The sequence below is a fragment of the Ensifer sp. D2-11 genome (assembly GCF_054161295.1).
This window is the reverse complement of sequence record NZ_CP096433.1, coordinates 3,205,625-3,228,376: the sequence shown is the minus strand read 5'-3', so window position 1 is coordinate 3,228,376 and position 22,752 is coordinate 3,205,625. Positions and strand designations below refer to the sequence as shown.

Here is a 22,752-nt window from a genome sequence, read left to right as displayed (position 1 = left end):
CTCATCCCTCCGGCCGGAAGCGGCGGATCGCAGCCTCGGCCTCCGCTATGGCTTCCGGCGAGCCGACGGTGATCCAGTGCCCTTCGAGCATCAGGCCGAAAAGGCGTCCCCGGGCGATCGCCCGGTCGAAATAGATGTTGAGGTTGAACGCCTCGTCCGGCGCATCGGCAAGCAGCGCTGCGTCCATGGCGATCGCGCCGGCATAGACGACGGGATTTTCCATGCCTTCTTCATAACGCGTGAGCCGGCCGTCTTCCGATAGCGAGAAATCCCGTTTGCCGTTGTGCCCGGTCGTGTCCTCGAGACGCACGCAGAGCAGCGCCATGTCCATGCGCTCCGGATCGAAGAACTCGGCAAGCTTTTTCAGGTTGCACGGTTGCCGCGGCTTTTCGCCAATCCAGAAGAGGTCGGCATTCATCACGAGGACGGGCCCGCCATCGAGCAGTTTCAGGCCCTTCGCGAGCCCGCCGCCGGAATTCATCAGCGCGTCCCGCTCGTCCGAAATCAGAATATGCGGCGCCTCCCGCCGGCCGAGGTGCTCCTCCATCTGGCCGGCGAAATGATGGACGTTCACAACGGCCCTGGTCACACCCGCGGCCGCGAGCAGATCCAGCACATAGTCGATCATCGGCTTGCCGGCTATCCTGACAAGCGGCTTCGGCAGCGTGTCGGTGACCGGCCGCAGGCGGGTGCCCAGTCCGGCCGCAAGCACCATGGCATTGGTGATGGGCATCGTATCCTAACGGTTCGCTGATTCGGGAGCGAGGATTCCAGCCTTATTGCACCATTCGCGCAAGGGTGTCAGCACCTGATGGGAGAGCGCATGTTCGAGATAGGCGAAGGTGCGCGGCATGTGCTTCATGTAGCCGGGCTTGCCGTCGCGCTCCTTTAGCCGCACCCAAATGCCGGCGAGCTTGCAGTTGCGCTGAGCGGCCATCAGATGCCAGTCGCGCCGGAAGGTCGCCTCGTCGAAGGGACCCAACTCCCGGCGCTCGGAGATGTAGGCAGTCATCATCCGCTTGGCGAGATCGGGCTCGATCGTCACGCGCGCATCCTGCACCAGCGAGGCCACGTCATAGGCCGTCGGCCCGATCATCGCGTCCTGGAAGTCGATGATGCCGATGCGGTCGAAGCCGGCGCGGTCCTGACGCCAGAGAATGTTCGGCGAGTGGAAATCGCGCAGAAGAAGGTTCTTCTCCGCGGAGGCGAGAACGTCGATCAGTCCATCCCATACGGCGAAGTATTCCCGCCGCTCATCGTCCGAGGCAGGCCGCCCCCGTTTCCACGGGAGATACCAGTCGACGAGCAGACTGGTTTCGATCCTGATCGCCGTCCGGTCGAAATCGGGGATGCTGTGCACGACCCCTTCAGCGATCGCGATGTCGCGCTCCGCAGGCTGGGCATGCAGCCGGGCGAGAAGCCGCGCGCCTTCGATGTAGCGCTCCGCGACGGGGCGGCCATCGGTGTCGAGGATGCCTTCGGATCCAAGATTTTCGATGAGCAGCAGACCCTGGTCGAGGTCGCGCGCGTAGATCGCCGGTGCGGCGAAACCGCGTTTGCGCAGGAGTTGCGAGACCGCGACGAATGGGACGACGTCCTCGGCGATATGGGCGAGCTGCTGGTAATACTTTCCGTCCTGGAGGATAGGTCCCGGCTTGTGTCTCGGCGCATCCATGAGAATCTTCGCCGGCGCACCATCCTGGGTGTCGATGCGTTCATAGGCCCTGATCGAAGCATCGCCGCTCAGGTGGCGCCGCCGGGCGTCGGGATGGGCTGCATCGATAAGGAACTTGCGAATGGCAAGCGAGCGGGTGATCCGTTCGAAAGCCGCGTCCGGAGCCGTCAGGTGAATGCGCCGCCCGTCGTCTTCATGCGAGAAGGTGAGCGTGATCCGGTCGGCCGGAAGCGCCTCCTCGGCCTTCTCCGGCCATTCGACGAGACAGATGCCGTCGGCGAGCGCCTCGTCGAAACCGAGCTCGTCAAGCTCGGATGCGTCCGCGAGCCGGTAGAGATCGAAATGAGCGACCGGGATCCTGAGGTCGTAGCTTTGAACCAGGGTGAAGGTTGGGCTCGGCACCTCGAGCGTCTCGTCGTCGGCCATTGCCCGGATGAAGGCTCTTGCGAAGGTCGACTTTCCCGCGCCGAGATCGCCCGAGAGCGCGACGCATTCGCCGGCCTTCAGCGCCAATGCGAGATCTTCGCCGAATTCGATGGTGGCGGCCTCGTCCTTCAGCAGACGTTCGAGAGATTTCATTTAGTTCATCTATTCCGCCGCGATGACCTTCGGCGCTTCGGCGGAGGGAATGCGGCAGGTTACTGCCGTACCTTCACCCTCCTTGCTGCGGATCGAAACATTGCCGTGGTGAAGGCTGACGAAGCTCTCCACAATGGACAGGCCCAGACCCGCGCCGCCGCGCTGGCCGTAGCTTTCGAAGCGGTTGAACACGGTGTTGAGAACGTCCTGCGGGATGCCCGGTCCGGTGTCGGTGACGGAGAAGGCGAAGTCGCTCCCCTCGCGCCAGCATTTGAGCTCGATCGTGCTCCCGTCCGGCGCGAAATTCGCCGCATTGGTGAGAAGCTTTATGAAGATCTGCTTCAGCCGCTGCTGGTCCGCGGTGATGCGGCCGAGATTATCGGGTGCATCGGTTCGAAGCGACACGCCGCTCTCGACCAGCCGGTCGCCCATCTGCTGCGTCACATCGTCGATCAGGTCGATGAGATTCACCTCCGAGAGTTCGAGCTCGACGATGCCGGCATCGACGGTTGCAAGATCGAGGATGTCGTTGACGATCGTCAGAAGCAGCGACGAGGAGGTGGCGATGTGGTCGACATATTCGGCCTGGCGCTCGTTGAGCTCGCCGAAGACCGGCGTTTTCAGAAGGTCGGCAAAACCGATGATGTTGGTCAGCGGCGAGCGCAGCTCGTAGGAGACGTGGTGCACGAAATCGTTCTTCAGCGCATCCGCCTTGCGCAGCGCCTCGTTCTTCTCGGTGAGTGCGCGCTCGACGCGGACGCTGTCGGTGATGTTGACGAAGGTCAGCATCGTCTGGGCATTGGGCAGCGGAATGACCGCGTAGTCGAGGATGAGGCCGGTGCGCAGCTCCAGAATGCCGCGGCTCGACGGCCGCTCGTCGTCGAAGCTGGTGATGATATGGGCGAAGCGCTTCCAGCCGTCGGGCTGGTCGTAGGAGGCGAGGCAAGCCTGCTCGATCGCGCGGATATGGGTGCCCGGCTGCGCCTCGGTCTCGCTGATGCCCCAGATCGCCCGGAAGGCCGGGTTGGAGAGCCGGATGCGGCCGTCGGGGCCGAAAACGGCGACGCCCTCGGCGAGATGGTCGATCGTTTCGCCCTGGACCTGGACCAGCGTGTTGTAGCGCGTTTCGAGATCGACCCGTTCCGTCAGGTTCTCGAACACCCAGGTGGCGCCGCCCTGCGGCCGCGCGGTGGCGAAAACGCGGAGCGTCTGGCCGTTCGGCAGGTGCCAGAGATCGGACTGCGTATCGATCGCCTGATAGACGGAGAGCGCACTCGTCTTCCATTGCTTCCAGTTGAGCTGCTCCGGCAGCTTGCCGCCGGCACGCAGCCGATCGAGCACCTCGCCGTTGTCGGGCTTGCGCTCGAGGAATCCCATGTCGAGATCCCAAAGCCGCTGGAAGGCCTGATTGTAGAACTGCAGCCGCTGATTGCCGTCGAAGATTGCCACCGGCGTTGCCAGGTGTTCGAGCGTCTCGGCATGGCTCTTGAGCGTCCGCGCCAGCTCCTCGCGCACCGCCTCGATGCCGGAGACGTCGATTGCGATTCCGGCGGAGCCGGCGGGCGTGCGGGCGTCCACGACGTCGAAGAACGTCCGGTTGCCCCTGACCACCGTCGAAACCTTGTCGCGGAAAGGCGTCTGGAGCGTCGAGACCGCCCGGATACGCTCGCGGGCCGTGGTCGCAAGCAGCTCGCGCTCTTCGGCGACGGCCGTGCTCGCGCTCTGGGTTTCGACCGCATTGGCATAGGCCGCATTGACCCATTCGAGCCTGCCGTCTCCTCCGCGCTGCCACGCGGGAAGATCGACCGCGTCGAGCAGCGTGCGGAACGTCGAAAGCGAAGCATGCAGCTGGTCGCGCTCGAGCTTCAGCTCGGCGAGTTCGGCCCTGAGATTGTTGAGCGCGATGAAGCGCACGAAGGCCCGCCCGCCGGATACCCGGCCCTGGGCCTCGAGTACCTCGTTGCGCTGGGTTTCGAGTACGAGATCGAAGCTCTGCGCCTGGGCACGCAAGGCCTCGATCGCCTTTTCGAGCTGGCCTGCCGATTGTGGCTTGATCCAGCGGCCGAAGGCGAGAAAGTCCCGGTCGTCCTGCGGCGCGCCGGTTTCGGCCGGAAGCTGACCGAGGAATTCGGGGCGCTCCGCTAGCCCGTCCCAGATCACGATGCGCCTGTTCTTGTCGGCAATGAGAGCCTGGAAGCGGGAAATGCGCTGGTTCGCGTCGGATAGATTGGAACGAAGCTCGCGGTTCTCGGCCTCGATGTTGCCGCGCTGGCGGATGAGCCAGATCGCCGAAATCATGGCGGCGGAAATAACGCCGATCAGGACGGAGAACGTCACGACCTCGGAGGTGCCGAATATGCTTCTGCCGGGATCGGTGGCCTGGGCTGCGGCATCGCTTGCCGCAAGCAATACCGTTCCTGCAAGGAGCCGCTTGATCAGTCTCGGCGCCCCCAGCCGTCCTGCAGAAGACATGGTTTCATGTGTTTTCACGGCGCCGTCCCCGTTCGTCCGGAAAGTGCCGGCGACCTTGCGCCCCCGCGCGCCGGAGCCCGTTCAAAGGCTCCTGTCAGTTCCGATTGCATCTCCGGTCTGTCTCCGTCTGTTTGCCGCCTGTCCGACAAGACATCCCATTTCGACCGCGCCAGCCCGGAAAGACCGCGCTGGCATAACGAATCGATAAGCTAAACATACTTCTTTGACGATTCGGCTGAAAGTGCGAGGCCCAAAAAAGCGGCCGCGATCTCTTGTCAAGATCGCGGCCACAAGATGTTGTGGATTGCCCGGGTAAGGATTAGTACCGGTAGTGTTCGGCCTTGAACGGACCCTGCTGCTTGACGCCGATATAGGAGGCCTGTTCCTCCGAGAGCTCGGTCAGCTTGGCGCCGAGCTTGGCAAGATGCAGGCGCGCCACCTTCTCGTCGAGCTGCTTCGGCAGCACGTAAACTTCGTTCTTGTACTGCTCGCCCTTGGTGAAGAGCTCGATCTGCGCCAGAACCTGGTTGGAGAAGGATGCCGACATGACGAAGGACGGATGCCCGGTGGCGTTGCCGAGGTTGAGCAGGCGGCCTTCCGAAAGCAGGATGATGCGGTTGCCCTTCGGGAACTCGATCAGGTCGACCTGCGGCTTGACGTTCGTCCACTTCAGGTTCCGAAGCGCCGAGACCTGAATCTCGTTGTCGAAATGGCCGATATTGCCGACGATCGCCATGTCCTTCATCGCGCGCATGTGCTCGATGCGGATGACGTCCTTGTTGCCGGTGGTGGTGATGAAGATGTCGGCGGAGGATACCACGTCTTCGAGCTGGACGACTTCATAGCCGTCCATGGCCGCCTGGAGGGCGCAGATCGGGTCGACTTCCGTGACCTTGACGCGTGCGCCGGCGCCGCTGAGCGAAGCCGCCGAGCCCTTGCCGACGTCGCCGTAGCCGCAGACCACCGCGACCTTGCCGGCCATCATCACATCGGTGCCGCGGCGGATGCCGTCGACGAGCGATTCCTTGCAGCCGTACTTGTTGTCGAACTTCGACTTGGTGACGCTGTCGTTGACGTTGATCGCCGGGAAGGGCAGCAGGCCCTTGGCCTGGAGCTGGTAGAGGCGGTTGACGCCCGTCGTCGTCTCTTCGGTCACGCCCTTGATCGCGTCACGCTGCCTGGTGAACCAGCCGGGTGTCGCGGCGAGGCGCTTCTTGATCTGCGCGAAAAGGATCTCTTCCTCTTCGGAGCCCGGATTCGTCAGAATGTTCTCGCCGGCCTCGGCGCGGGCGCCGAGCAGGATGTACATGGTCGCGTCGCCGCCGTCGTCGAGAATCATGTTCGAGACGCCGCCATCGGCCCATTGGAAGATCCTGTCGGTGTAGGTCCAGTATTCCTCGAGCGTCTCGCCCTTGACGGCGAAGACGGGTACGCCGCTCGCGGCAATGGCGGCGGCAGCGTGGTCCTGGGTCGAGAAGATGTTGCACGACGCCCAACGGACCTCGGCACCGAGCGCAACCAGCGTCTCGATCAGCACGGCGGTCTGGATGGTCATGTGGAGCGAGCCGGTGATGCGGGCGCCCTTCAGCGGCTTCGATGCGCCGAACTCCTCACGGCAGGCCATCAGGCCCGGCATTTCCGTTTCGGCGATGGCGATTTCCTTGCGGCCGAAGTCGGCAAGCCCGATGTCGGCGACGATATAGTCCTGAGTTGCGCTCATGAAGTTCTCCAGGCTGATCCTAGGGCCGCGCGGCCACATGGCCGTTTGGCGGCATGACAGTGCCTCCCGCGATCGCGGGCAGCGTGCCTTCGGTCTATCAGGAAACCCCGTGAAGGGCAACCGACATATAAAGAGGTCTTTATATGTTTATATCGGTCACATCTCTTCGCCGAACCTGTCGCGAACCAGCCTATCCAGCGCGTTGAGCGCTTCTTCGGCCTGAGCGCCGCTGGCGGTGACGAAGACCGAGCAGCCGGTGCTCGCCGCCAGCATCATCAGCCCCATGATCGAGGTCCCGCCGACGGTCATGCCGTCCTTGGAGACGGTGATCTCCGCGTCGAAGGTCTCGACGGTCTGCACGAATTTCGCAGAGGCACGCGCATGCAGGCCGCGTTTGTTGACGATGAGCAGTTCGCGCGTCAGAGCCGTGTCGGGGCGGTGGTCCATCATTTTCCACTCAGAACCCGGCTGGCGACGTTGATGTATTTGCGCCCCGCCTCGGAGGCTTCCACCAGCGCCTTGTCCATGTCGCTTTCGCCGCGCACGCCTGCGAGCTTGATCAGCATCGGCAGGTTGACGCCGGCGATGACCTCGACGCTGCCGCCGCGCATCACGGAAATGGCGAGATTGGAGGGGGTACCGCCGAACATGTCCGTCAGGATGATGACGCCGTCGCCTTCATTGGCCTTTTCGACGGCATCGAGGATATCCTGACGCCGCTGATCCATGTCGTCCTCGGGGCCTATGCAGACGGTCTCGATAGCTTTTTGCGGACCGACGACATGCTCCAAAGCATGCCGAAACTCATCCGCCAGCTTGCCATGAGTGACAAGCACAAGTCCGATCATGGGTATCTTTGCTCCAACTGCATATGCAACTCGTTGATGGCCAGATATCGCAATGCAGCAATTTCGTCCACCTGTTGGGGGCGCCATCTTGGCAAGGAAAAGGCGAAGTGCAAGCCAAAAATGCCGAAAAAGCAGCCGCACTGCCTTCCGATAAGGCTAAAGTCCTAGATCACGATGTTTTTAGGTCGGGGTCGACCTAAAAACATGAATGTGATCGATTCCTAGAAGTTGAGACGCGGGATGCGGGCGGAAAACCGCAAACACTTTTCCTCATCCCGCTCTAGATTTGGGGCAGAAGCGCGGCGAGCGCATCGACCGGGGACAGCGGCCCTTCAACGGGGAGGCGCAACAGCGGCAGATTTCTCCCGATCTCGAGCTGCAACTCCTCCTCCGGCGGCAGACGCGGATCGAAGGGCGCCCTGACCGGCATGATCGCCCAATCGAGAACACAGGCGGAGACGGTATCGACTTCCGCAATTCCGGATCCGCGGATTTCGATGAGCCCGCGAATGGCGGCAGGGCAGCGCGCGACGATGCGCCCGTTCTCGAGCGTCAGATCGACGCGGTCGTCCGCGACGAGCGCGGCGAAGCGGCCCCGGTGCCTCACTTCCGAAAGACAGGAAAGCGCGAGCGCCGACTTGCCCGAGCCGGAAGGCCCTGTGATCAGCAGCCCGGTCGTGCCGAGAACGATCGCGGTCCCGTGGACATTGACGAAGGGCGCATTCACGGGTGCGGTCCGGCGGGCAGCGAGAGAACGAAGCGGGCGCCGCTGATGCGGCCGTCCTTGCCGGCGATGTTCTCGGCCCTGAGCGTTCCGCCATGCGCCTCGGCGATCTGGCGCGAGATCGAAAGGCCGAGTCCCGAGTTCTGGCCGAAGTCCTCGCCTTCCGGCCGGTCTGTGTAGAAGCGCTCGAAGATACGGTCGATGTCCTCCGCCTGGATGCCCGGGCCGTTGTCTTCGACATAGACGATGCACCTCGATCGCGACCGGGTCAGCCGGACGACGATGCGGCCGTTCTGCTCGGGGACGAAGGAGCGGGCGTTTTCGATCAGGTTCGTGATGATCTGGCCGATGCGAAGCTCGTAGCCGCTGACGATGAAGCTTGCGCGCGGATTGTCCTTGCGGTCGACGACGAAGTCGAGCAGCACCGGTTTCTTGCTGCCCCGGATCTGGCGTGAGATTTCGACGAGGTCGCCGAGCAGCTTTTCGAGGTCGACCTTCTTCGCGTCGGCGCGGGCAAGCTCCGCATCCAGGCGCGAGGCGTCGGAGATATCGCTGATCAGCCGGTCGAGGCGTCGCACGTCGTGCTGGATGACGTCCATCAGCCGCTTCTTCGATTCCTCGTTGCGCGCGAGCGGCAAGGTTTCGACCGCGCTGCGAAGCGACGTCAGCGGGTTCTTGAGTTCGTGGCTCACATCGGCGGCGAAATTCTCGATCGCCGCGATGCGGTCGTAGAGCGCCGTCGTCATCTCCCGGAGCGCCACGGAAAGATTGCCGATTTCGTCCTGGCGGGATGAGAAGTCCGGGATCTCCTCCCGTTCCTTGGCGCCGCCGCGGCGCACGCGGATGGCCGCGGCCGAAAGCCGCCGCAGCGGGTTGGCGATCGTCGACGAGAGAAGCAGCGAGAGGATGACGTTGACCAGTGCGGCCACGCCGAAAACGCGGATGATCGCCAGCCGTTCCGCATGGACGATCTTGTCGATGTCGCCGGCCTGGGTGGAGAGGAGGAGCACGCCGAGGACCGCGCGGAAGCGCTGTACCGGAACGGCCACCGAAACGATCAGCTCGCCCTTCTCGGTCACGCGCACCACGGCGCCGCGCACGCCGGTCAGGGCGTTCATCACCTCCGGATAGATCGAGCCGTTGCCGCCGGGCGGCTCCTTGTAGAGTGGCAGGTCGCCCGGCTGCAGCAGCCGGTTGAACCAGGTGCCGAACTCATCGGCGAGGCTCGGACTTTCCGGATCGACCGGCGGCAGGTCGAAACGAAGCACCTGTCCGCCGCTATAGAGGTGGCGCGAATCGAGCAGCAGGTCGGCATCGGCGTCGAAGAGGCGCGCGCGCGTGCGCGTCGGCGAGATCAGTCTTCTCAAGACCGGCGCCACGCGCTCCTGAATGATCGGGAATTCGAGGTCTTCGTCGCTCGGCAGCGGCGTGATGCTTTCGCCGGCCTGCAATTCGAGCAGCTTTTCCGGATCGATGGTGATCGAATTGGTGTCCACCGAGGCGGAGGCCGAGATGGCGCCGGCGATGATCTCGCCCTGCGTCAGAAGGCTCTCCACCCGGGCGTCGATCAGACCTTCCCGGAACTGGTTGAGATACATGATCCCGCCGACGAGGACCACGAGCGCCACCAGGTTGAAGAAGACGATGCGCCGCGTGAGGCTCGAGAAGACCGCATTGCCGAACAGGCGCCGGATCAGCGTAAAGGGATGCGCCCATCGCCGCTGCCCGCGCAGCGTCGATGCCCGTCCTTCCGCTTCTTCGATATCGCCCTGCAAGACTTCTACCAAGTCTCCCGCTCCCGCGATTCGACGTTCGCTACTGCCCGCGTCGCCTGTCGCATTCGCCCGTTCCCGCGATGCCCTACGCCAGCCGGCGCTGCTGCGCAAGCGCTACAGCGCCGCGCGTCTTATCAGACGCGCAAAGGTCACTGTAGCACTTTGATCTGCTGCATGTTTTTGCCCTTTAATCGGATGCGATTAAAGGAAACATGCAGTAGAGCGGGATGAGGAAAACTGTGTGCGGTTTTCCGCCCGCATCCCGCTAACTTCTTAGTCGATCACGTTCATGTTTTTAGGTCCACCCGACCTAAAAACATCGTGATCCAGCAAGGGGGGCACGGGCGCAACGGCGCTGGCCACGAGTGATCCGCAATCCGCCGGCTCGCTCCCTCAGGCCGTCTCGCGGAAGCGATAGCCGACGCCGTAGAGCGTCTCGATCATGTCGAAGTCGTTGTCGACCATCTTGAACTTCTTGCGAAGCCGCTTGATGTGGCTGTCGATCGTGCGGTCGTCCACATAGACCTGTTCGTCGTAGGCGGCATCCATCAGCGCGTCGCGGCTCTTCACCACGCCGGGTCGCTGCGCCAGTGCGTGCAGGATGAGGAACTCCGTGACGGTCAGCGTGACGGACTCGTTCTTCCAGGTGCAGGTATGCCGCTCCTGGTCCATGACGAGCTGTCCCCGTTCGAGCGAGCGGGAAGGCGTGTCGGCATTCTTCGCCGGTCCGGTGCCTCCGGCCGCGGCCTCCCGGTTGGCCGCGCGACGCAGAATCGCCTTGACGCGCTCCACCAGGAGGCGCTGTGAGAAGGGCTTGGTGATGAAGTCGTCGGCGCCCATCTTCAGACCGAAGAGCTCGTCGATCTCCTCGTCCTTGGACGTCAGAAAGATGACGGGCAGGTCGGACTTCTGTCTCAGCCGCCGCAACAGCTCCATGCCGTCCATGCGGGGCATCTTGATGTCGAAGATAGCGAGCTGCGGCGGACGCGCCAGCAGACCCTCCAGCGCCGATGCGCCGTCCGTATAGGTTTCGACCTTGTAGCCCTCGGCTTCCAGCGCGATGGACACGGACGTCAGGATGTTGCGGTCGTCATCGACAAGCGCGATGGTCTGCATCTTATTCTACTCCGTTTCGAGGCCCGGTTGCCGAGACGCTTCGAGATGCGTTGCAAGAATCGCGGCAACCGCGAGTCACGGCCGCGTTACTTGAGTATAAAGGTGGAACAAATTGTGGCGAAGTGCAAAAGCACCTGATCCAGTTTCCCCGCAATTGGCCTCGCAGGTGGGTTTCCGGAAGCTGCGATTCAACCGATTAAAAAATGCATATTTTTCTTTAAATCGATTAATATACTGAATTCATTACCATTTTAGAATTGGCTATCTTGTCTTGGGTCTGCCTTGCCGGTATGTTCCGACGAAATTCAACGCCAATGGCCAAACACGAAGGAAGCTTGACCATGGATGAGCTCGGCAGCCGCAATCCCTCTATCGGACTGGAATCGATCGGATTTTCCGACCTGTCGGTGGTCCGCTACAACTTCGAGGCGGCGCAGCTTTACGAAGAAGCCCTGGCCCGCGGTGAAGCCGAACTGACGGCCCATGGCGCGCTTTGCGCCCGCACCGGCCAGCACACGGGCCGCTCGCCCAAGGACAAGTATGTCGTGCGCGACGCCAACACGGCCGACCAGATCTGGTGGGACAACAACAGCGCGATTTCGCCGGAGCATTTCGAGGTTCTTCGTCGGGACATGCTCGCGCATGCAAAGGGCATGTCGCTCTATGTCCAGGACCTCGTCGGCGGTGCCGACCCGGAGAACGCGCTGCCGACGCGCGTCGTCACCGAGTTCGCCTGGCACTCGCTGTTCATCCGCAATCTGTTGATCCGCCCGGAGCGCGAGGCGCTTCCGTCTTTTCGGCCGAAGCTCACGATCATCGACCTGCCGAGCTTCAAGGCCGATCCCGCACGCCACGGCTGCCGCAGCGAGACGGTCATCGCCTGCGACCTGACCAACGGCCTCGTGCTGATCGGCGGGACGTCCTATGCGGGCGAGATGAAGAAGTCGGTTTTCACCGTTCTCAATTACCTGCTGCCCGAGAAGTCGGTGATGCCGATGCACTGCTCGGCCAATGTCGGGCCCGCCGGGGACACGGCGATCTTCTTCGGCCTCTCGGGCACCGGCAAGACGACGCTCTCCGCCGATCCGAACCGTACCCTGATCGGTGACGACGAGCATGGCTGGAGCGAAAAGGGCGTCTTCAATTTCGAGGGCGGCTGCTATGCCAAGGCGATCCGCCTTTCGGAAGCGGCCGAGCCCGAGATCTTTGCGACGACGCGCCGCTTCGGTACCGTGATGGAGAACGTCGTCCTCGACGAGCGGCGCCTTCCTGACTTCGACGACGGTTCGCTGACGGAGAACACCCGCTGCGCCTATCCGCTGCACTTCATTCCGAACGCCAGCAAGACCGGCACGGCGCCGCAGCCGCGCACGATCATCATGCTGACGGCGGACGCCTTCGGGGTTCTGCCGCCGATCGCCAAGCTGACGCCGGAACAGGCCATGTATCACTTCCTCTCCGGCTACACCGCCAAGGTCGCCGGCACCGAAAGGGGCGTGACGGAGCCGGAGGCGACTTTCTCGACCTGCTTCGGCGCACCCTTCATGCCGCGCCATCCGTCCGAATACGGCAATCTTCTCAAGGACCTCATCGCCAGGAACGGCGTCACCTGCTGGCTCGTCAACACCGGCTGGACCGGCGGCGCCTTTGGCACGGGAAGCCGCATGCCGATCAAGGTGACGCGCGCACTTCTTTCGGCAGCGCTCGACGGCTCGCTGAACAACGCCTCGTTCCGCACGGATGCGAATTTCGGCTTCGCGGTGCCGGTGTCGGTACCGGGCGTCGAGGCCGGCATTCTCGACCCGCGCTCGACCTGGGCGGATGGCGTGGCTTACGACACCCAGGCACGGCGCCTCGTCGACATGTTCATTGCCAACTTCGCCAAGTTCGAGCGCCATGTCGACGGCAGCGTGCGCGACGCAGCCCCGGGCGCGAGGGTGGCCGCCGAATAAACCGGTCTCTTGCCATGATTCACGTGAAACCCGGCTGCCTGCGGCCGGGTTTTGCATTTGCGGCTGGTTTTCAGGCATGCGATAGAACGGCCGAGGAAGAACCATGGCAAGCGAACCGCTTTACATCAACGAAAACATCGTGATCGCCGGATGGGAGCTCACGGAGCAATTCGTGCTGGCCGGCGGCCCGGGCGGGCAGAACGTCAACAAGGTCTCGACGGCCGTCCAGCTTTTCTTCGACGTGCAGGCTTCGCCGTCCCTGCCGGAGCGCGTCAAGGCCAATGCCTTGAAGCTGGCCGGACGGCGCGCCTCGAAGGAGGGCGTCCTGATGATCGAAGCCAATCGCTTCCGCAGTCAGGAACGCAACCGCGAGGACGCCCGCGAGCGGCTGAAGGAACTGATCCTGAAGGCGGCGGAACCGCCGCCCCCGCCGCGCAGGAAGACGAAGCCGACGCGCGGTTCGATCGAGCGCCGGCTGAAGGAAAAATCCGGCCGTTCCGAAGTCAAGAAGCTGCGCGGCCGCCCCGCCGGCGACTGAGCGCGCGAAAGTTGTGTTCGCTCCTCTTGTCTTTTTCCCGCAATCGCCCTCTCTTATTGGATAGTCTGCGGAAGAGGAGGCAATCATGGGTTTGTTCAGTTTCATCAAGAACGCGGGAAAGAAGCTCGGGATTGGCGGCGACGACACGCCGCCGGATGCGGCGAGTGTCGAAAAGGAGCTCGCTTCCCATGATCTCGGCACGAAGGACGTCAAGGTCGATGTCGTGGATGACAAGGTCGTACTGAAGGGTGTCGTACGGGACCAGTCCACCTTCGAGAAGGCGGTCGTGGCGGTCGGCAATACGCTCGGCATATCCAAGGTCGAGGCATCCGAGCTCAAGGTCGCCGACGGCGCCGCCGCGCCGGCCGAGGCGAAGGCCCCGGTCTTCTACACAGTGAAGAGGGGGGACAATCTCTGGAAGATCGCCGAGGCGCATTACGGCAAGGGCAAGGGCGCCAAGCACACCGCGATCTTCGAAGCCAACAAGCCCATGCTCACCCATCCCGACAAGATCTATCCGGGGCAGGTGCTGCGCATCCCGGATCTGGATGCCGGCTGAACGAAGGCCGTTTCGGGTCGATCCCGACCCCGGTGAGCGCTATGTACCTGTCATCTCCCGCCGGATCTGCTGACGGGAGGATTCGATCGATACCGCATGACAGGATGCCGCCAATGCTTGTGCTGCCGAAAGGGGTGAGACACATTCCCGGTTTCCTCGACCGTTCGCGCCAGGAGGGACTGGTCGAGGCCGTCCGCGCCGTCGTGGCGGAGGCTCCGCTCTTCGCGCCCGCAATGCCGAAGACCGGCAAACCCATGTCCGTGCGCATGACCAATTGCGGCGCGCTCGGCTGGGTCACCGACCGCGAGCGCGGCTACCGCTACCAGGCCACGCATCCGGTCACCGGCAAGCCGTGGCCGCCGATACCGGGCATGCTGCAGGACATCTGGAATGCCGTGGCCGGAAGCGACAAGTCCCCCGAGGCCTGCCTGGTGAATTTCTACTCGGCAGAGGCACGCATGGGGCTCCACCAGGACCGGGACGAGCGCGATCTCGAGATTGCCGTCGTTTCGATCTCGCTCGGCGACGACTGCCTCTTCCGCGTCGGCGGCCGCACGCGCGGCGGACAGACCGTGTCTTTCAGGCTCGAAAGCGGCGACGTCGTCGTGCTCGGCGGCGAAGGACGCCTCGCCTTTCACGGCGTCGACCGCGTCTATCCGAACACGTCGACGCTCCTGAGGAGCGGCGGCCGGCTCAATCTGACGCTGCGGCGGGTCAATCCTTGAGGTCGCGGTGTCCGCAAAAGGCCCCTCCCCAACCCCTCGTCACAACTACGGCATGCACATATCTCTTGTTGTCCAGCCCTTCGCGGACTTACTCCGGAGTGGCGGCATCTGTATTTTCCAGCAGTGGAGAGGCTTGCGGATGGGTCCTTGGGATCAAACCCATATGCGCTAACATTGGCATTAGCGGTCACCCGCCCCTCATCCGCCTGCCGGCACCTTCTCCCCGCAGGCGGGGAGAAGGGACAAGCGGCGCCAACTGAACCCCGCATTCACCGCCCGCCCGAGGGAGCGAGCGGGCGCGGCATACCCCTTCTCCCCGCCTGCGGGGAGAAGGTGGCGGCAGCCGGTTGAGGGGCAACCGAGACCGAGCGGGGTTGAGGCGGTTGGGTTCCCGAGGGATCCCTTTCATGAGCAGTATCCGCCGCACCGGCGCGCAAGAGATATGTGCATGCCGTAGCTCCCCACAAGGGGGAGGGGCTCGGCGCTTGCGGCGGCCGTCTGTCGTCCCTGCAATCTTGAAACTGTCGCGGCGGTCATCAGTGGCGACGCGGGCGCGGCGGATTAAGCCCCTCCCACTGTGGGGAGGGGTCTTCTCAAAAGACGATCACCTCGTTCAGAGCTTTCTGAGCGCCACCGTCTGCGTCAGGTGGTTGGGACCCTTCTGCAGGATGAGATCGGCGCGCGGCCGCGTCGGCAGGATGTTCTGATGCAGGTTCTTCAGGTTGATATTGTGCCAGAGGCCCTCGGCGATCGCGCGCGCCGCATCCTCGCTGATCGTGGCATAGCGATGGAAGAAGGACTGCGGGTTCTGGAACGCGGTTTCGCGCAGTCGCATGAAGCGGTTCACGTACCAGCTATGGATCAGACTCTCCTCGGCATCGATATAGATCGAAAAGTCGAAGAAATCGGAGACCATCGGCACGATCTTGCCGTCGGCCGGCAGATCGCGCGACTGCAGTACGTTTATCCCTTCGAAAATCAGGATGTCCGGCCGGTCGATCACCTGGAACTGATCGGGGATCACGTCATAGGTCAGGTGCGAATAGGTCGGTGCCTTGACGTTCGGCCGGCCCGCCTTGATCGCCGAGAGGAATCTGAGCAGCGCACCGATATCGTAGCTCGCTGGAAAACCCTTGCGGTCCATCAGGTTTTCCCGCTGGAGAACCGCATTTGGATAAAGAAAGCCGTCGGTGGTGACGAGGTCGACCTTCGGGCTCGAGGGCCAGCGCGCGAGAAGCTCGGCAAGGATGCGCGCGGTCGTCGACTTGCCGACGGCGACCGAGCCGGCGACGCCGATGACGAAGGGCGTCTTCGTCTCGTTCGACATGCTGAGGAAGCGCGTGCGCTGCCTGAAGAGGATCTGCGACGCCTCCACATGGGCCGAGAGGAGTCGTGAGAGCGAGAGATAGATCCGTCGCACCTCGTCGAGATCGACCGGATCGTTGAGCGATCGCAGGCGCTGCACCTCGTCGGCCGTCAGCGTCAGCGGCGTGTCGGCGCGAAAGCGCGACCATTCCTCCGCGGAGAAGACGTGATAGGGCGAATATTCGCCCCCCTGGAGATTGCCCGGAATGTCGGCCGGTTCGATGTCTTTCGCGGCGATGCTCATGGATTCTGCCGGTTCGCCTTTTCCTGCAGGCCGGATTGGCTCGTCCGCCTGGCCAGTTCGCTCATCACATCCTGCAACGGGACGGCGGCGATATTCAATACGACCATAAGATGATAGAGGAGATCGGCACTCTCATCGACCAGATTCTTCCGGTCCTCGCCGATCGCGGCGATGACCGTTTCCACCGCCTCTTCGCCGAGCTTCTTGGCAGCCTTCGTCTGACCCGCAGCCACCAGCTTGGCGGTCCAGGACTCCTCCGGCGCCGCCCGGGCGCGGGTCGCCACGATCTTCTCCAGGTCGGAAAGGGTGAAGTCGGTCATTGTCGGATCCCTTCGGTCTTATGCGGCATACGCGTTCACCCATCTGGCCTGCATCGTTACTGTCTCAATCAAGCCGCATGGCGATGCCGTGCTTGGCCATGTGGCGCTTCGCCTCGCCGATGCTGTAGGTGCCGAAGTGGAAAATCGAGGCGGCGAGCACTGCAGTCGCATGGCCGTCGCGGATGCCCTCGACCATGTGGTCGAGCGTGCCGACGCCGCCGGAGGCGATGACGGGAGCGCGTACCGCATCGGCGATCGCCCGTGTCAGGCTGATGTCGTAGCCGCTCTTCGTACCGTCGCGGTCCATGGAGGTGAGAAGGATTTCGCCGGCGCCGAGATCGACGACCTTCCGCGCAAATTCGATCGCGTCGATGCCTGTCGGCTGCCGCCCGCCATGGGTGAATATCTCCCAACGGTCCGCCTCACCTTGCGCCGAGACTTTCTTGGCGTCGATCGCGACGACGATGCACTGGTCGCCGAACTTGTCGGCGGCTTCCGCGACGAATTCCGGATTTTTCACCGCCGCCGTGTTGATCGACACCTTGTCGGCGCCGGCAAGCAGGAGCTTGCGGATGTCCGCTACCTGGCGCACGCCGCCGCCGACGGTGAGCGGCATGAAGCATTGCTCCGCGGTGCGGGCGACGACGTCGAAGATCGTTTCGCGATTGTCGGAGGAGGCGGTGATGTCGAGGAAGCAGAGCTCGTCGGCCCCGGCCGCGTCATAGGCGCGTGCCGCCTCCACCGGGTCCCCGGCGTCGATCAGATCGACGAAGTTCACGCCCTTGACGACGCGGCCGTCCTTCACATCGAGACAGGGGATTACACGGGCTTTAAGGGTCATAACTTCCCCTTTCTTGCTTCGCGGATCAGATCCAGGGCTTCCTTCGGATCGATGCGCCCGTCATAGAGCGCCCGGCCGGAAATCGCGCCTTCGAGCTTTTGCGCATCCGGTTCGGTCATGCGGCGGATGTCGTCCATCGAGGCGAGGCCGCCCGACGCGATCACCGGGATCGAAACCGCGTCCGCGAGTTCGAGCGTCGAGACCCAGTTGATGCCGGTCAGGATGCCGTCACGGTCGATGTCCGTATAGATGATCGCCGCGACGCCCGCGCCCTCGAACTTCCTGGCGAGTTCGACCACGCCGAGCTCGGAGGCTTCCGCCCAGCCCTCGACGGCGACCTTGCCGCCCTTCGCATCGATGCCGACGGCGACCCGTCCCGGGAACTTGCTGCAGGCTTCGATCACCAGGGCCGGATCGCGCACCGCGACGGTGCCGAGGATCACGCGCTTCAGCCCGCGCGAAAGCCAGTTCTCGATATGCTCCAGCGTGCGGATGCCGCCGCCGAGCTGCACGGGGTTCTTCGTCGCCTTGAGGATGGCGTCGACCGCCGCGCCGTTGACGGTCTCCCCGGCAAAGGCGCCGTTCAGGTCGACCACGTGCAGCCATTCGAAACCCTGCTCCTCGAAGGCGCGTGCCTGGGCGGCCGGGTCGGGATTATAGACCGTCGCCTGCTCCATGTCGCCGAGCTTCAGGCGCACGCATTGCCCGTCCTTGAGGTCGATCGCGGGAAAGAGAATCATTTGTTCGTCCGATCAGAAATGACGCGGCAGCCTCAGGGCTTCCAGCGCAGGAAATTCGAAATGAGGGCAAGGCCGAGTGCCTGGCTCTTTTCCGGATGGAACTGCGAGCCCGCCTTGTTGTCGCGTGCGACGAAGGCCGTCACCGGGCCGCCATAGCCCGCCTCGGCCACCACGTCTTCGGCACGCTCCGCCGCGAGGTGGTAGGAATGGACGAAATAGGCGTGCAGACCGTTCTCGCCGGTCGGAATGCCGTCCAAGAGCGGGTGCGGGCGCTTGAGATCAAGCGTGTTCCAGCCGATCTGGGGGATCTTGAGCGAGGGGTGCCCGGGCGTCATCTCGACGACATCGCCGGCGATCCAGCCGAAACCTTTCGTCACCGTCTTTTCGAGTCCGCGGGACGACATGAGCTGCATGCCGACGCAGATGCCGAAGAAGGGGCGGCCGGTTTTCTCGACCGCCTCTGTCAGCGCTTCCTCCATGCCCTCCACGGCGGCGAGGCCGCGGCGGCAATCGGCATAGGCGCCGACGCCCGGCAGCACGATGCGATCGGCCGTGGCCACCCGTTCCGGCCTGTCGGTGAGATCGATTTCGGCCGCGATGCCCGCCTCGCGGGCGGCGCGCTCGAAGGCCTTGGTGGCCGAGCGCAGATTGCCCGACCCGTAGTCAATGATGGCGACCCGCATCAGCGCTCTCCATAGGATTCAAAGAAGCCGAGCCCGGCGGCAGCGCCCGGCCGTCCCGTGGCGGACCGGTCGGCCGGCATGGGAGCCGCATGTCCTTCACGGGCGGACGGCTCGGCGTTCGAGTAATAGATTTCTTCGGCCGTCTCGAGATCGCGTGCCGGAACGACCGAACGAAACGTCCAGTCGCGTGCGGAGAGCTTGCGGGCGACGAGAAGCGGTCCTTCGAGCGACACGATGAGACCGAGCGCCAGATGGATGAGCAGCGCTGCGCTGAAGCCGCCGGGCATCGTTGCCGCAAGAAGCAACAGGAACTGCAGAACGGAAACGAAGATTCCGATGAGCCACGCGCGTTTGACGATGAGCCACGGACCGGGGAAGAAGAAGGCGGCCCAGGAGAATCCGTCGGCGATGAACCGCGCCCTTTCGTCATCGGCCGGTGCGCCGGGCGGGGTCATGATCAGGTAGGAGGCCATGGTCTTTAAACCAGATACTGGCCGGCTCAGGCGAGCGTCCCCTTGGTCGAGGGGACGCGTCCCGCCTGGCGCGGATCGATTTCGGTTGCCGTGCGGAGCACGCGGGCGACGGACTTGAAGCAGGTCTCGGCGACATGATGGTTGTTGGCGCCGTAGATGTTCTGCACATGCAGCGTGATGCCGGCATGCTGGGCGAGCGCCTGGAAGAATTCGCGCACGAGTTCGGTGTCGAAGGTGCCGATCTTCGGCGACGTGAAGGTCACGTTCCAGACGAGGAAGGGCCGGCCGGAGACGTCGACGGCGGCGCGCGTCATCGTCTCGTCCATGGCGAGGTCGATGGAGGCATAGCGGGTGATGCCGCGGCGATCGCCGAGCGCCTTGGCCAGCGCCTGGCCGATGGCGATGCCCGTGTCCTCGACCGTGTGGTGATCATCGACATGGAGGTCGCCCTCCGCCTTGATCTCCATGTCGATCAGCGAATGGCGCGAGAGCTGGTCCAGCATATGGTCGAAGAAGCCGACGCCGGTCGCGATCTTCGATACGCCCGTTCCGTCGACATTGACCGAGACGGATATGGCGGTTTCATTCGTCTTTCGCGAAACTTGGCCGGTGCGGCTCGGCGTCACGTCTGCCATCAGGCTCTCCTGTCTGCACTCTCCGATGACTTTGGGCCAGCCGGGCTATCGGAGCAACATCGTTTTCGGGCGTTGCGGAGAGGGCCGAAATACCGCCTTCGCTCTTCGCATTCCGTCACAGAGCCGCTCCTTATCAGGGGAGGCATGAAATATCCAGAACTGCGACGGAGATTCGGTCCGCCGCGGCGACGTGAAAACGAAAGGCGCCCGGACGGGGTTCGCACATTTGCAATCGCGCGGCTGCGACTTACATAGGCCTCAAGCAACCAGGCTCATTCGAGCCGCATCCCCCCGGCTTCCCGGGCCCAAAGGTACTTTCATGAGCGAACACAATCCTTACGGAACGATGCATGCGACCACCATCATCACGGTGCGCAAGGGCGGCAAAGTGGTTATGGCGGGCGATGGCCAGGTGAGCCTCGGCCAGACGGTTATGAAGGGCAATGCCCGCAAGGTCCGCCGCCTGTCGAAGGGCGACGTGATTGCAGGCTTCGCCGGCGCGACGGCGGACGCCTTCACGCTTCTGGAACGGCTGGAGGCGAAGCTCGAGCAATATCCCGACCAGCTGATGCGGGCGGCCGTAGAGCTCGCCAAGGACTGGCGTACCAACAAGTATCTGCGCAATCTTGAGGCGATGATGCTGGTTGCCGACCGGACGGTGACGCTGGCGATCACCGGCAACGGCGACGTTCTCGAGCCCGAGCACGGGACGATCGCCATCGGGTCGGGCGGCAACTATGCTTTTGCCGCGGCACGGGCGCTCATGGACAGCGACAAGTCGGCCGAGGAGATCGCCCGCCGCGCGCTGGAAATCGCCGGCGACATCTGCGTCTACACCAACCACAACGTCGTCGTGGAGACGCTGGATGCGGAATGAGCCGGCAGAGGTCAGCTTCGAGCCGGTGGCCGAGGGCCACCTGCCGATGCTCCTCGCCTGGCTTTCCGAGCCGCATGTCCGGCAGTGGTGGGGCGATCCCGATGTGGAACTCGGGCTGATACGGGACGGTTGTGCGAAGGGTGAGGTCGACGGTTTCGTCTTTCGTGTGAAGGGGGAGCCGGCCGGCTATATCCAGTCCTGGGTCCCGTCGGAATATGACGAGGAGCCCTGGGCCAAGGACCTGTCGGGCGACACGCCCGGCGTCGACATCTTCATCGGCCCGCCCGAAATGACAGGCAAAGGCGTCGCCGCCATGGCGCTCAGAGCCTTTGCCGCAAGACTGTTCGAAAGCGGCGCCGCGCGCATCGTCATCGACCCCGACGCCGGCAACCGCCGCGCCGTCCGAGCCTATGCGAAGGCCGGTTTCGTACCTTTTGGCGAATGGATAGACGAGTCCGGTCGAACCCTCCTGATGGAGCTCAAGCGGACGGAATTTGAGAGGAATCGATGAGCAACTTTTCACCCAGGGAAATCGTGTCGGAGCTCGACCGCTACATCATCGGCCAGAAGGATGCGAAGCGCGCGGTTGCCATCGCGCTGCGCAACCGCTGGCGCCGCCAGCAGCTCGACGACGAGCTGCGCGACGAGGTCATGCCCAAGAATATCCTGATGATCGGTCCGACCGGCGTCGGCAAGACGGAGATTTCCCGTCGTCTCGCCAAGCTCGCCGGCGCGCCCTTCGTCAAGGTGGAGGCAACGAAATTCACGGAGGTCGGCTATGTGGGCCGCGACGTGGAGCAGATCGTGCGCGATCTCGTGGAGGTCGGCATCAGCCTCGTGCGGGAGAAAAGGCGCGCCGAAGTGAAGGCGAAGGCTCATCAGAACGCCGAGGAGCGCGTTCTCGACGCGCTGGTCGGCACCACCGCCTCGCCCGCAACCCGCGATTCCTTCCGCAAGAAGCTGCGCGCCAACGAACTCGACGACAAGGAGATCGAGGTCGATGTCGCCGAAACCGGTTCGCCCGGCGGCGCCTTCGAGATCCCGGGAATGCCGGGCGCCAATATCGGCGTCCTCAACCTCTCGGAAATGTTCGGCAAGGCACTCGGCGGCAGGACCAAGAAGGTCAAGACGACGGTCAAGGACTCCTATGCGCTCCTGGTCAACGACGAGTCCGACAAGCTGCTCGACAACGAGCAGATCCAGCGAGAGGCGGTGGCGGCGGCGGAAAACGACGGCATCGTCTTCCTCGACGAGATCGACAAGATCGCCACCCGCGAAGGCGGCATCGGTGCCGGCGTGTCGCGCGAAGGCGTGCAGCGCGACCTCCTGCCGCTGGTCGAAGGCACGACTGTGGCGACGAAATACGGGCCGGTGAAGACCGATCACATCCTCTTCATCGCCTCCGGCGCGTTCCACGTCGCCAAACCGTCGGATCTTTTGCCGGAGCTGCAGGGGCGCCTGCCGATCCGCGTCGAGCTTCGGGCCCTCACCAAGGAGGATTTCCGCCGCATCCTGACCGAGACGGAGGCGAGCCTCATCCGCCAGTACAAGGCGCTGCTCGAGACCGAGGGTGTTGCCCTCGACTTCACCGAGGACGCGATCGATGCGCTGGCGGAGGTCGCGGTCCAGCTCAACGCCAATGTCGAGAACATCGGCGCGCGTCGCCTGCAGACCGTGATGGAGCGGGTGCTCGACGACGTCTCCTTCAACGCGCCCGATCGGGGCGGCCAGGGCGTCACGATCGATGCCGAGTACGTTCGCCGGCATGTCGGCGATCTCGCGGCCAATACCGACCTGTCGCGCTATATCCTCTGACGCGATCCTCTGACCCGGCACGGCGCCGGGAGCAGCCGATCACCGAATTGTGGGGCGCCTGTCACTCGACAGGCGC

23 protein-coding genes are annotated in these 22,752 nt (G+C 63.7%); 7 read left to right on the top strand and 16 right to left on the bottom strand.

Annotated features, from left to right (window positions below; genetic code table 11):
• Window position 1 precedes the first annotated feature (1 nt).
• The 9 genes from M1D34_RS15485 to chvI form a co-directional block, all read right to left on the bottom strand.
• Window positions 2-733 (bottom strand): nucleotidyltransferase family protein, encoded by a 732-nt coding sequence (locus tag M1D34_RS15485; protein ID WP_027992972.1) that lies wholly within the window; start codon window positions 731-733, stop codon window positions 2-4.
• 6 nt (window positions 734-739) lie between these two features.
• Window positions 740-2,254 carry a tRNA (adenosine(37)-N6)-threonylcarbamoyltransferase complex ATPase subunit type 1 TsaE gene (gene tsaE / locus M1D34_RS15480; RefSeq protein ID WP_498779785.1) on the bottom strand — a complete coding sequence of 505 codons (1,515 nt, stop codon included), beginning with the start codon at window positions 2,252-2,254 and terminating at the stop codon, window positions 740-742.
• Between the two features lie 9 nt (window positions 2,255-2,263).
• Window positions 2,264-4,744, bottom strand: coding sequence for a sensor histidine kinase (locus tag M1D34_RS15475; RefSeq protein WP_013844955.1), 2,481 nt, complete (start codon window positions 4,742-4,744; stop codon window positions 2,264-2,266).
• A 301-nt stretch (window positions 4,745-5,045) separates the two neighbouring features.
• Window positions 5,046-6,446, bottom strand: a complete 1,401-nt coding sequence (ahcY, locus tag M1D34_RS15470) for an adenosylhomocysteinase (protein ID WP_107607810.1) — start codon at window positions 6,444-6,446, stop codon at window positions 5,046-5,048.
• Between the two features lie 156 nt (window positions 6,447-6,602).
• A complete protein-coding gene (locus M1D34_RS15465) occupies window positions 6,603-6,896 on the bottom strand; it encodes an HPr family phosphocarrier protein (RefSeq protein ID WP_013844956.1) in 294 nt (97 codons plus the stop codon).
• Entirely contained in the window at window positions 6,893-7,294 is a 402-nt protein-coding gene (locus M1D34_RS15460) for a PTS sugar transporter subunit IIA (protein ID WP_003532013.1), read from the bottom strand. Before M1D34_RS15460 ends, M1D34_RS15465 begins: the two co-directional genes overlap by 4 nt.
• Before the next feature lie 280 nt (window positions 7,295-7,574).
• A complete protein-coding gene (locus M1D34_RS15455; protein ID WP_003532002.1) occupies window positions 7,575-8,021 on the bottom strand; it encodes an HPr kinase/phosphorylase in 447 nt (148 codons plus the stop codon).
• Complete coding sequence (gene chvG, locus M1D34_RS15450) at window positions 8,018-9,751, bottom strand: sensor histidine kinase (RefSeq protein WP_215624655.1); 1,734 nt, start codon at window positions 9,749-9,751, stop codon at window positions 8,018-8,020. The genes M1D34_RS15455 and chvG overlap by 4 nt, the downstream gene beginning before the upstream one ends.
• 435 nt (window positions 9,752-10,186) lie before the next feature.
• Window positions 10,187-10,909 carry a two-component system response regulator ChvI gene (gene chvI / locus M1D34_RS15445; protein ID WP_003531999.1) on the bottom strand — a complete coding sequence of 241 codons (723 nt, stop codon included), beginning with the start codon at window positions 10,907-10,909 and terminating at the stop codon, window positions 10,187-10,189.
• A 341-nt stretch (window positions 10,910-11,250) separates the two neighbouring features.
• On the opposite strand from chvI, the gene M1D34_RS15440 reads away from it, so the two are divergent.
• The 4 genes from M1D34_RS15440 (at window position 11,251) to M1D34_RS15425 (ending at window position 14,683) form a co-directional block, all read left to right on the top strand.
• Window positions 11,251-12,861: a phosphoenolpyruvate carboxykinase gene (locus tag M1D34_RS15440; RefSeq protein WP_498779781.1), complete on the top strand. Its 1,611-nt coding sequence runs from the start codon at window positions 11,251-11,253 to the stop codon at window positions 12,859-12,861.
• Between the two features lie 103 nt (window positions 12,862-12,964).
• Window positions 12,965-13,399: an alternative ribosome rescue aminoacyl-tRNA hydrolase ArfB gene (gene arfB, locus M1D34_RS15435; protein ID WP_003531995.1), complete on the top strand. Its 435-nt coding sequence runs from the start codon at window positions 12,965-12,967 to the stop codon at window positions 13,397-13,399.
• Between the two features lie 85 nt (window positions 13,400-13,484).
• Window positions 13,485-13,958, top strand: coding sequence for a peptidoglycan-binding protein LysM (lysM, locus tag M1D34_RS15430; RefSeq protein ID WP_498779779.1), 474 nt, complete (start codon window positions 13,485-13,487; stop codon window positions 13,956-13,958).
• A gap of 113 nt (window positions 13,959-14,071) precedes the next feature.
• A complete protein-coding gene (locus M1D34_RS15425; protein WP_498779777.1) occupies window positions 14,072-14,683 on the top strand; it encodes an alpha-ketoglutarate-dependent dioxygenase AlkB in 612 nt (203 codons plus the stop codon).
• 613 nt (window positions 14,684-15,296) lie between these two features.
• Here the strand turns inward: M1D34_RS15425 and coaA are convergent.
• The 7 genes from coaA to hisB all read right to left on the bottom strand — a co-directional run bounded on the left by coaA (window position 15,297) and on the right by hisB (window position 19,984).
• The gene (coaA, locus tag M1D34_RS15420; RefSeq protein WP_003531992.1) at window positions 15,297-16,292 is read right to left on the bottom strand and encodes a type I pantothenate kinase; all 996 of its coding nucleotides are present in this window, start codon (window positions 16,290-16,292) and stop codon (window positions 15,297-15,299) included.
• A complete protein-coding gene (locus M1D34_RS15415) occupies window positions 16,289-16,612 on the bottom strand; it encodes a phosphoribosyl-ATP diphosphatase (RefSeq protein WP_003531991.1) in 324 nt (107 codons plus the stop codon). The genes coaA and M1D34_RS15415 overlap by 4 nt, the downstream gene beginning before the upstream one ends.
• Before the next feature lie 64 nt (window positions 16,613-16,676).
• Entirely contained in the window at window positions 16,677-17,453 is a 777-nt protein-coding gene (gene hisF, locus M1D34_RS15410; protein ID WP_010968318.1) for an imidazole glycerol phosphate synthase subunit HisF, read from the bottom strand.
• Entirely contained in the window at window positions 17,450-18,193 is a 744-nt protein-coding gene (gene hisA / locus M1D34_RS15405) for a 1-(5-phosphoribosyl)-5-[(5-phosphoribosylamino)methylideneamino]imidazole-4-carboxamide isomerase (RefSeq protein WP_498779774.1), read from the bottom strand. Before hisA ends, hisF begins: the two co-directional genes overlap by 4 nt.
• A 32-nt stretch (window positions 18,194-18,225) precedes the next feature.
• A complete protein-coding gene (gene hisH / locus M1D34_RS15400) occupies window positions 18,226-18,876 on the bottom strand; it encodes an imidazole glycerol phosphate synthase subunit HisH (RefSeq protein WP_498779772.1) in 651 nt (216 codons plus the stop codon).
• The gene (locus tag M1D34_RS15395; protein WP_003531987.1) at window positions 18,876-19,349 is read right to left on the bottom strand and encodes a DUF2628 domain-containing protein; all 474 of its coding nucleotides are present in this window, start codon (window positions 19,347-19,349) and stop codon (window positions 18,876-18,878) included. The genes hisH and M1D34_RS15395 overlap by 1 nt, the downstream gene beginning before the upstream one ends.
• Before the next feature lie 26 nt (window positions 19,350-19,375).
• Window positions 19,376-19,984 (bottom strand): imidazoleglycerol-phosphate dehydratase HisB, encoded by a 609-nt coding sequence (gene hisB, locus M1D34_RS15390; protein WP_003531981.1) that lies wholly within the window; start codon window positions 19,982-19,984, stop codon window positions 19,376-19,378.
• A gap of 319 nt (window positions 19,985-20,303) precedes the next feature.
• Here hisB and hslV point away from each other — a divergent pair, with 319 nt between their 5' ends.
• Genes hslV through hslU form a run of 3 tightly spaced genes read left to right on the top strand, consistent with a single transcriptional unit; the run spans window position 20,304 to window position 22,676 of the window.
• Complete coding sequence (gene hslV, locus M1D34_RS15385) at window positions 20,304-20,861, top strand: ATP-dependent protease subunit HslV (RefSeq protein WP_003531980.1); 558 nt, start codon at window positions 20,304-20,306, stop codon at window positions 20,859-20,861.
• Window positions 20,851-21,372 (top strand): GNAT family N-acetyltransferase, encoded by a 522-nt coding sequence (locus tag M1D34_RS15380; RefSeq protein ID WP_013844959.1) that lies wholly within the window; start codon window positions 20,851-20,853, stop codon window positions 21,370-21,372. The genes hslV and M1D34_RS15380 overlap by 11 nt, the downstream gene beginning before the upstream one ends.
• Window positions 21,369-22,676, top strand: a complete 1,308-nt coding sequence (hslU, locus tag M1D34_RS15375; protein WP_003531978.1) for an ATP-dependent protease ATPase subunit HslU — start codon at window positions 21,369-21,371, stop codon at window positions 22,674-22,676. The genes M1D34_RS15380 and hslU overlap by 4 nt, the downstream gene beginning before the upstream one ends.
• Window positions 22,677-22,752 lie beyond the last annotated feature (76 nt).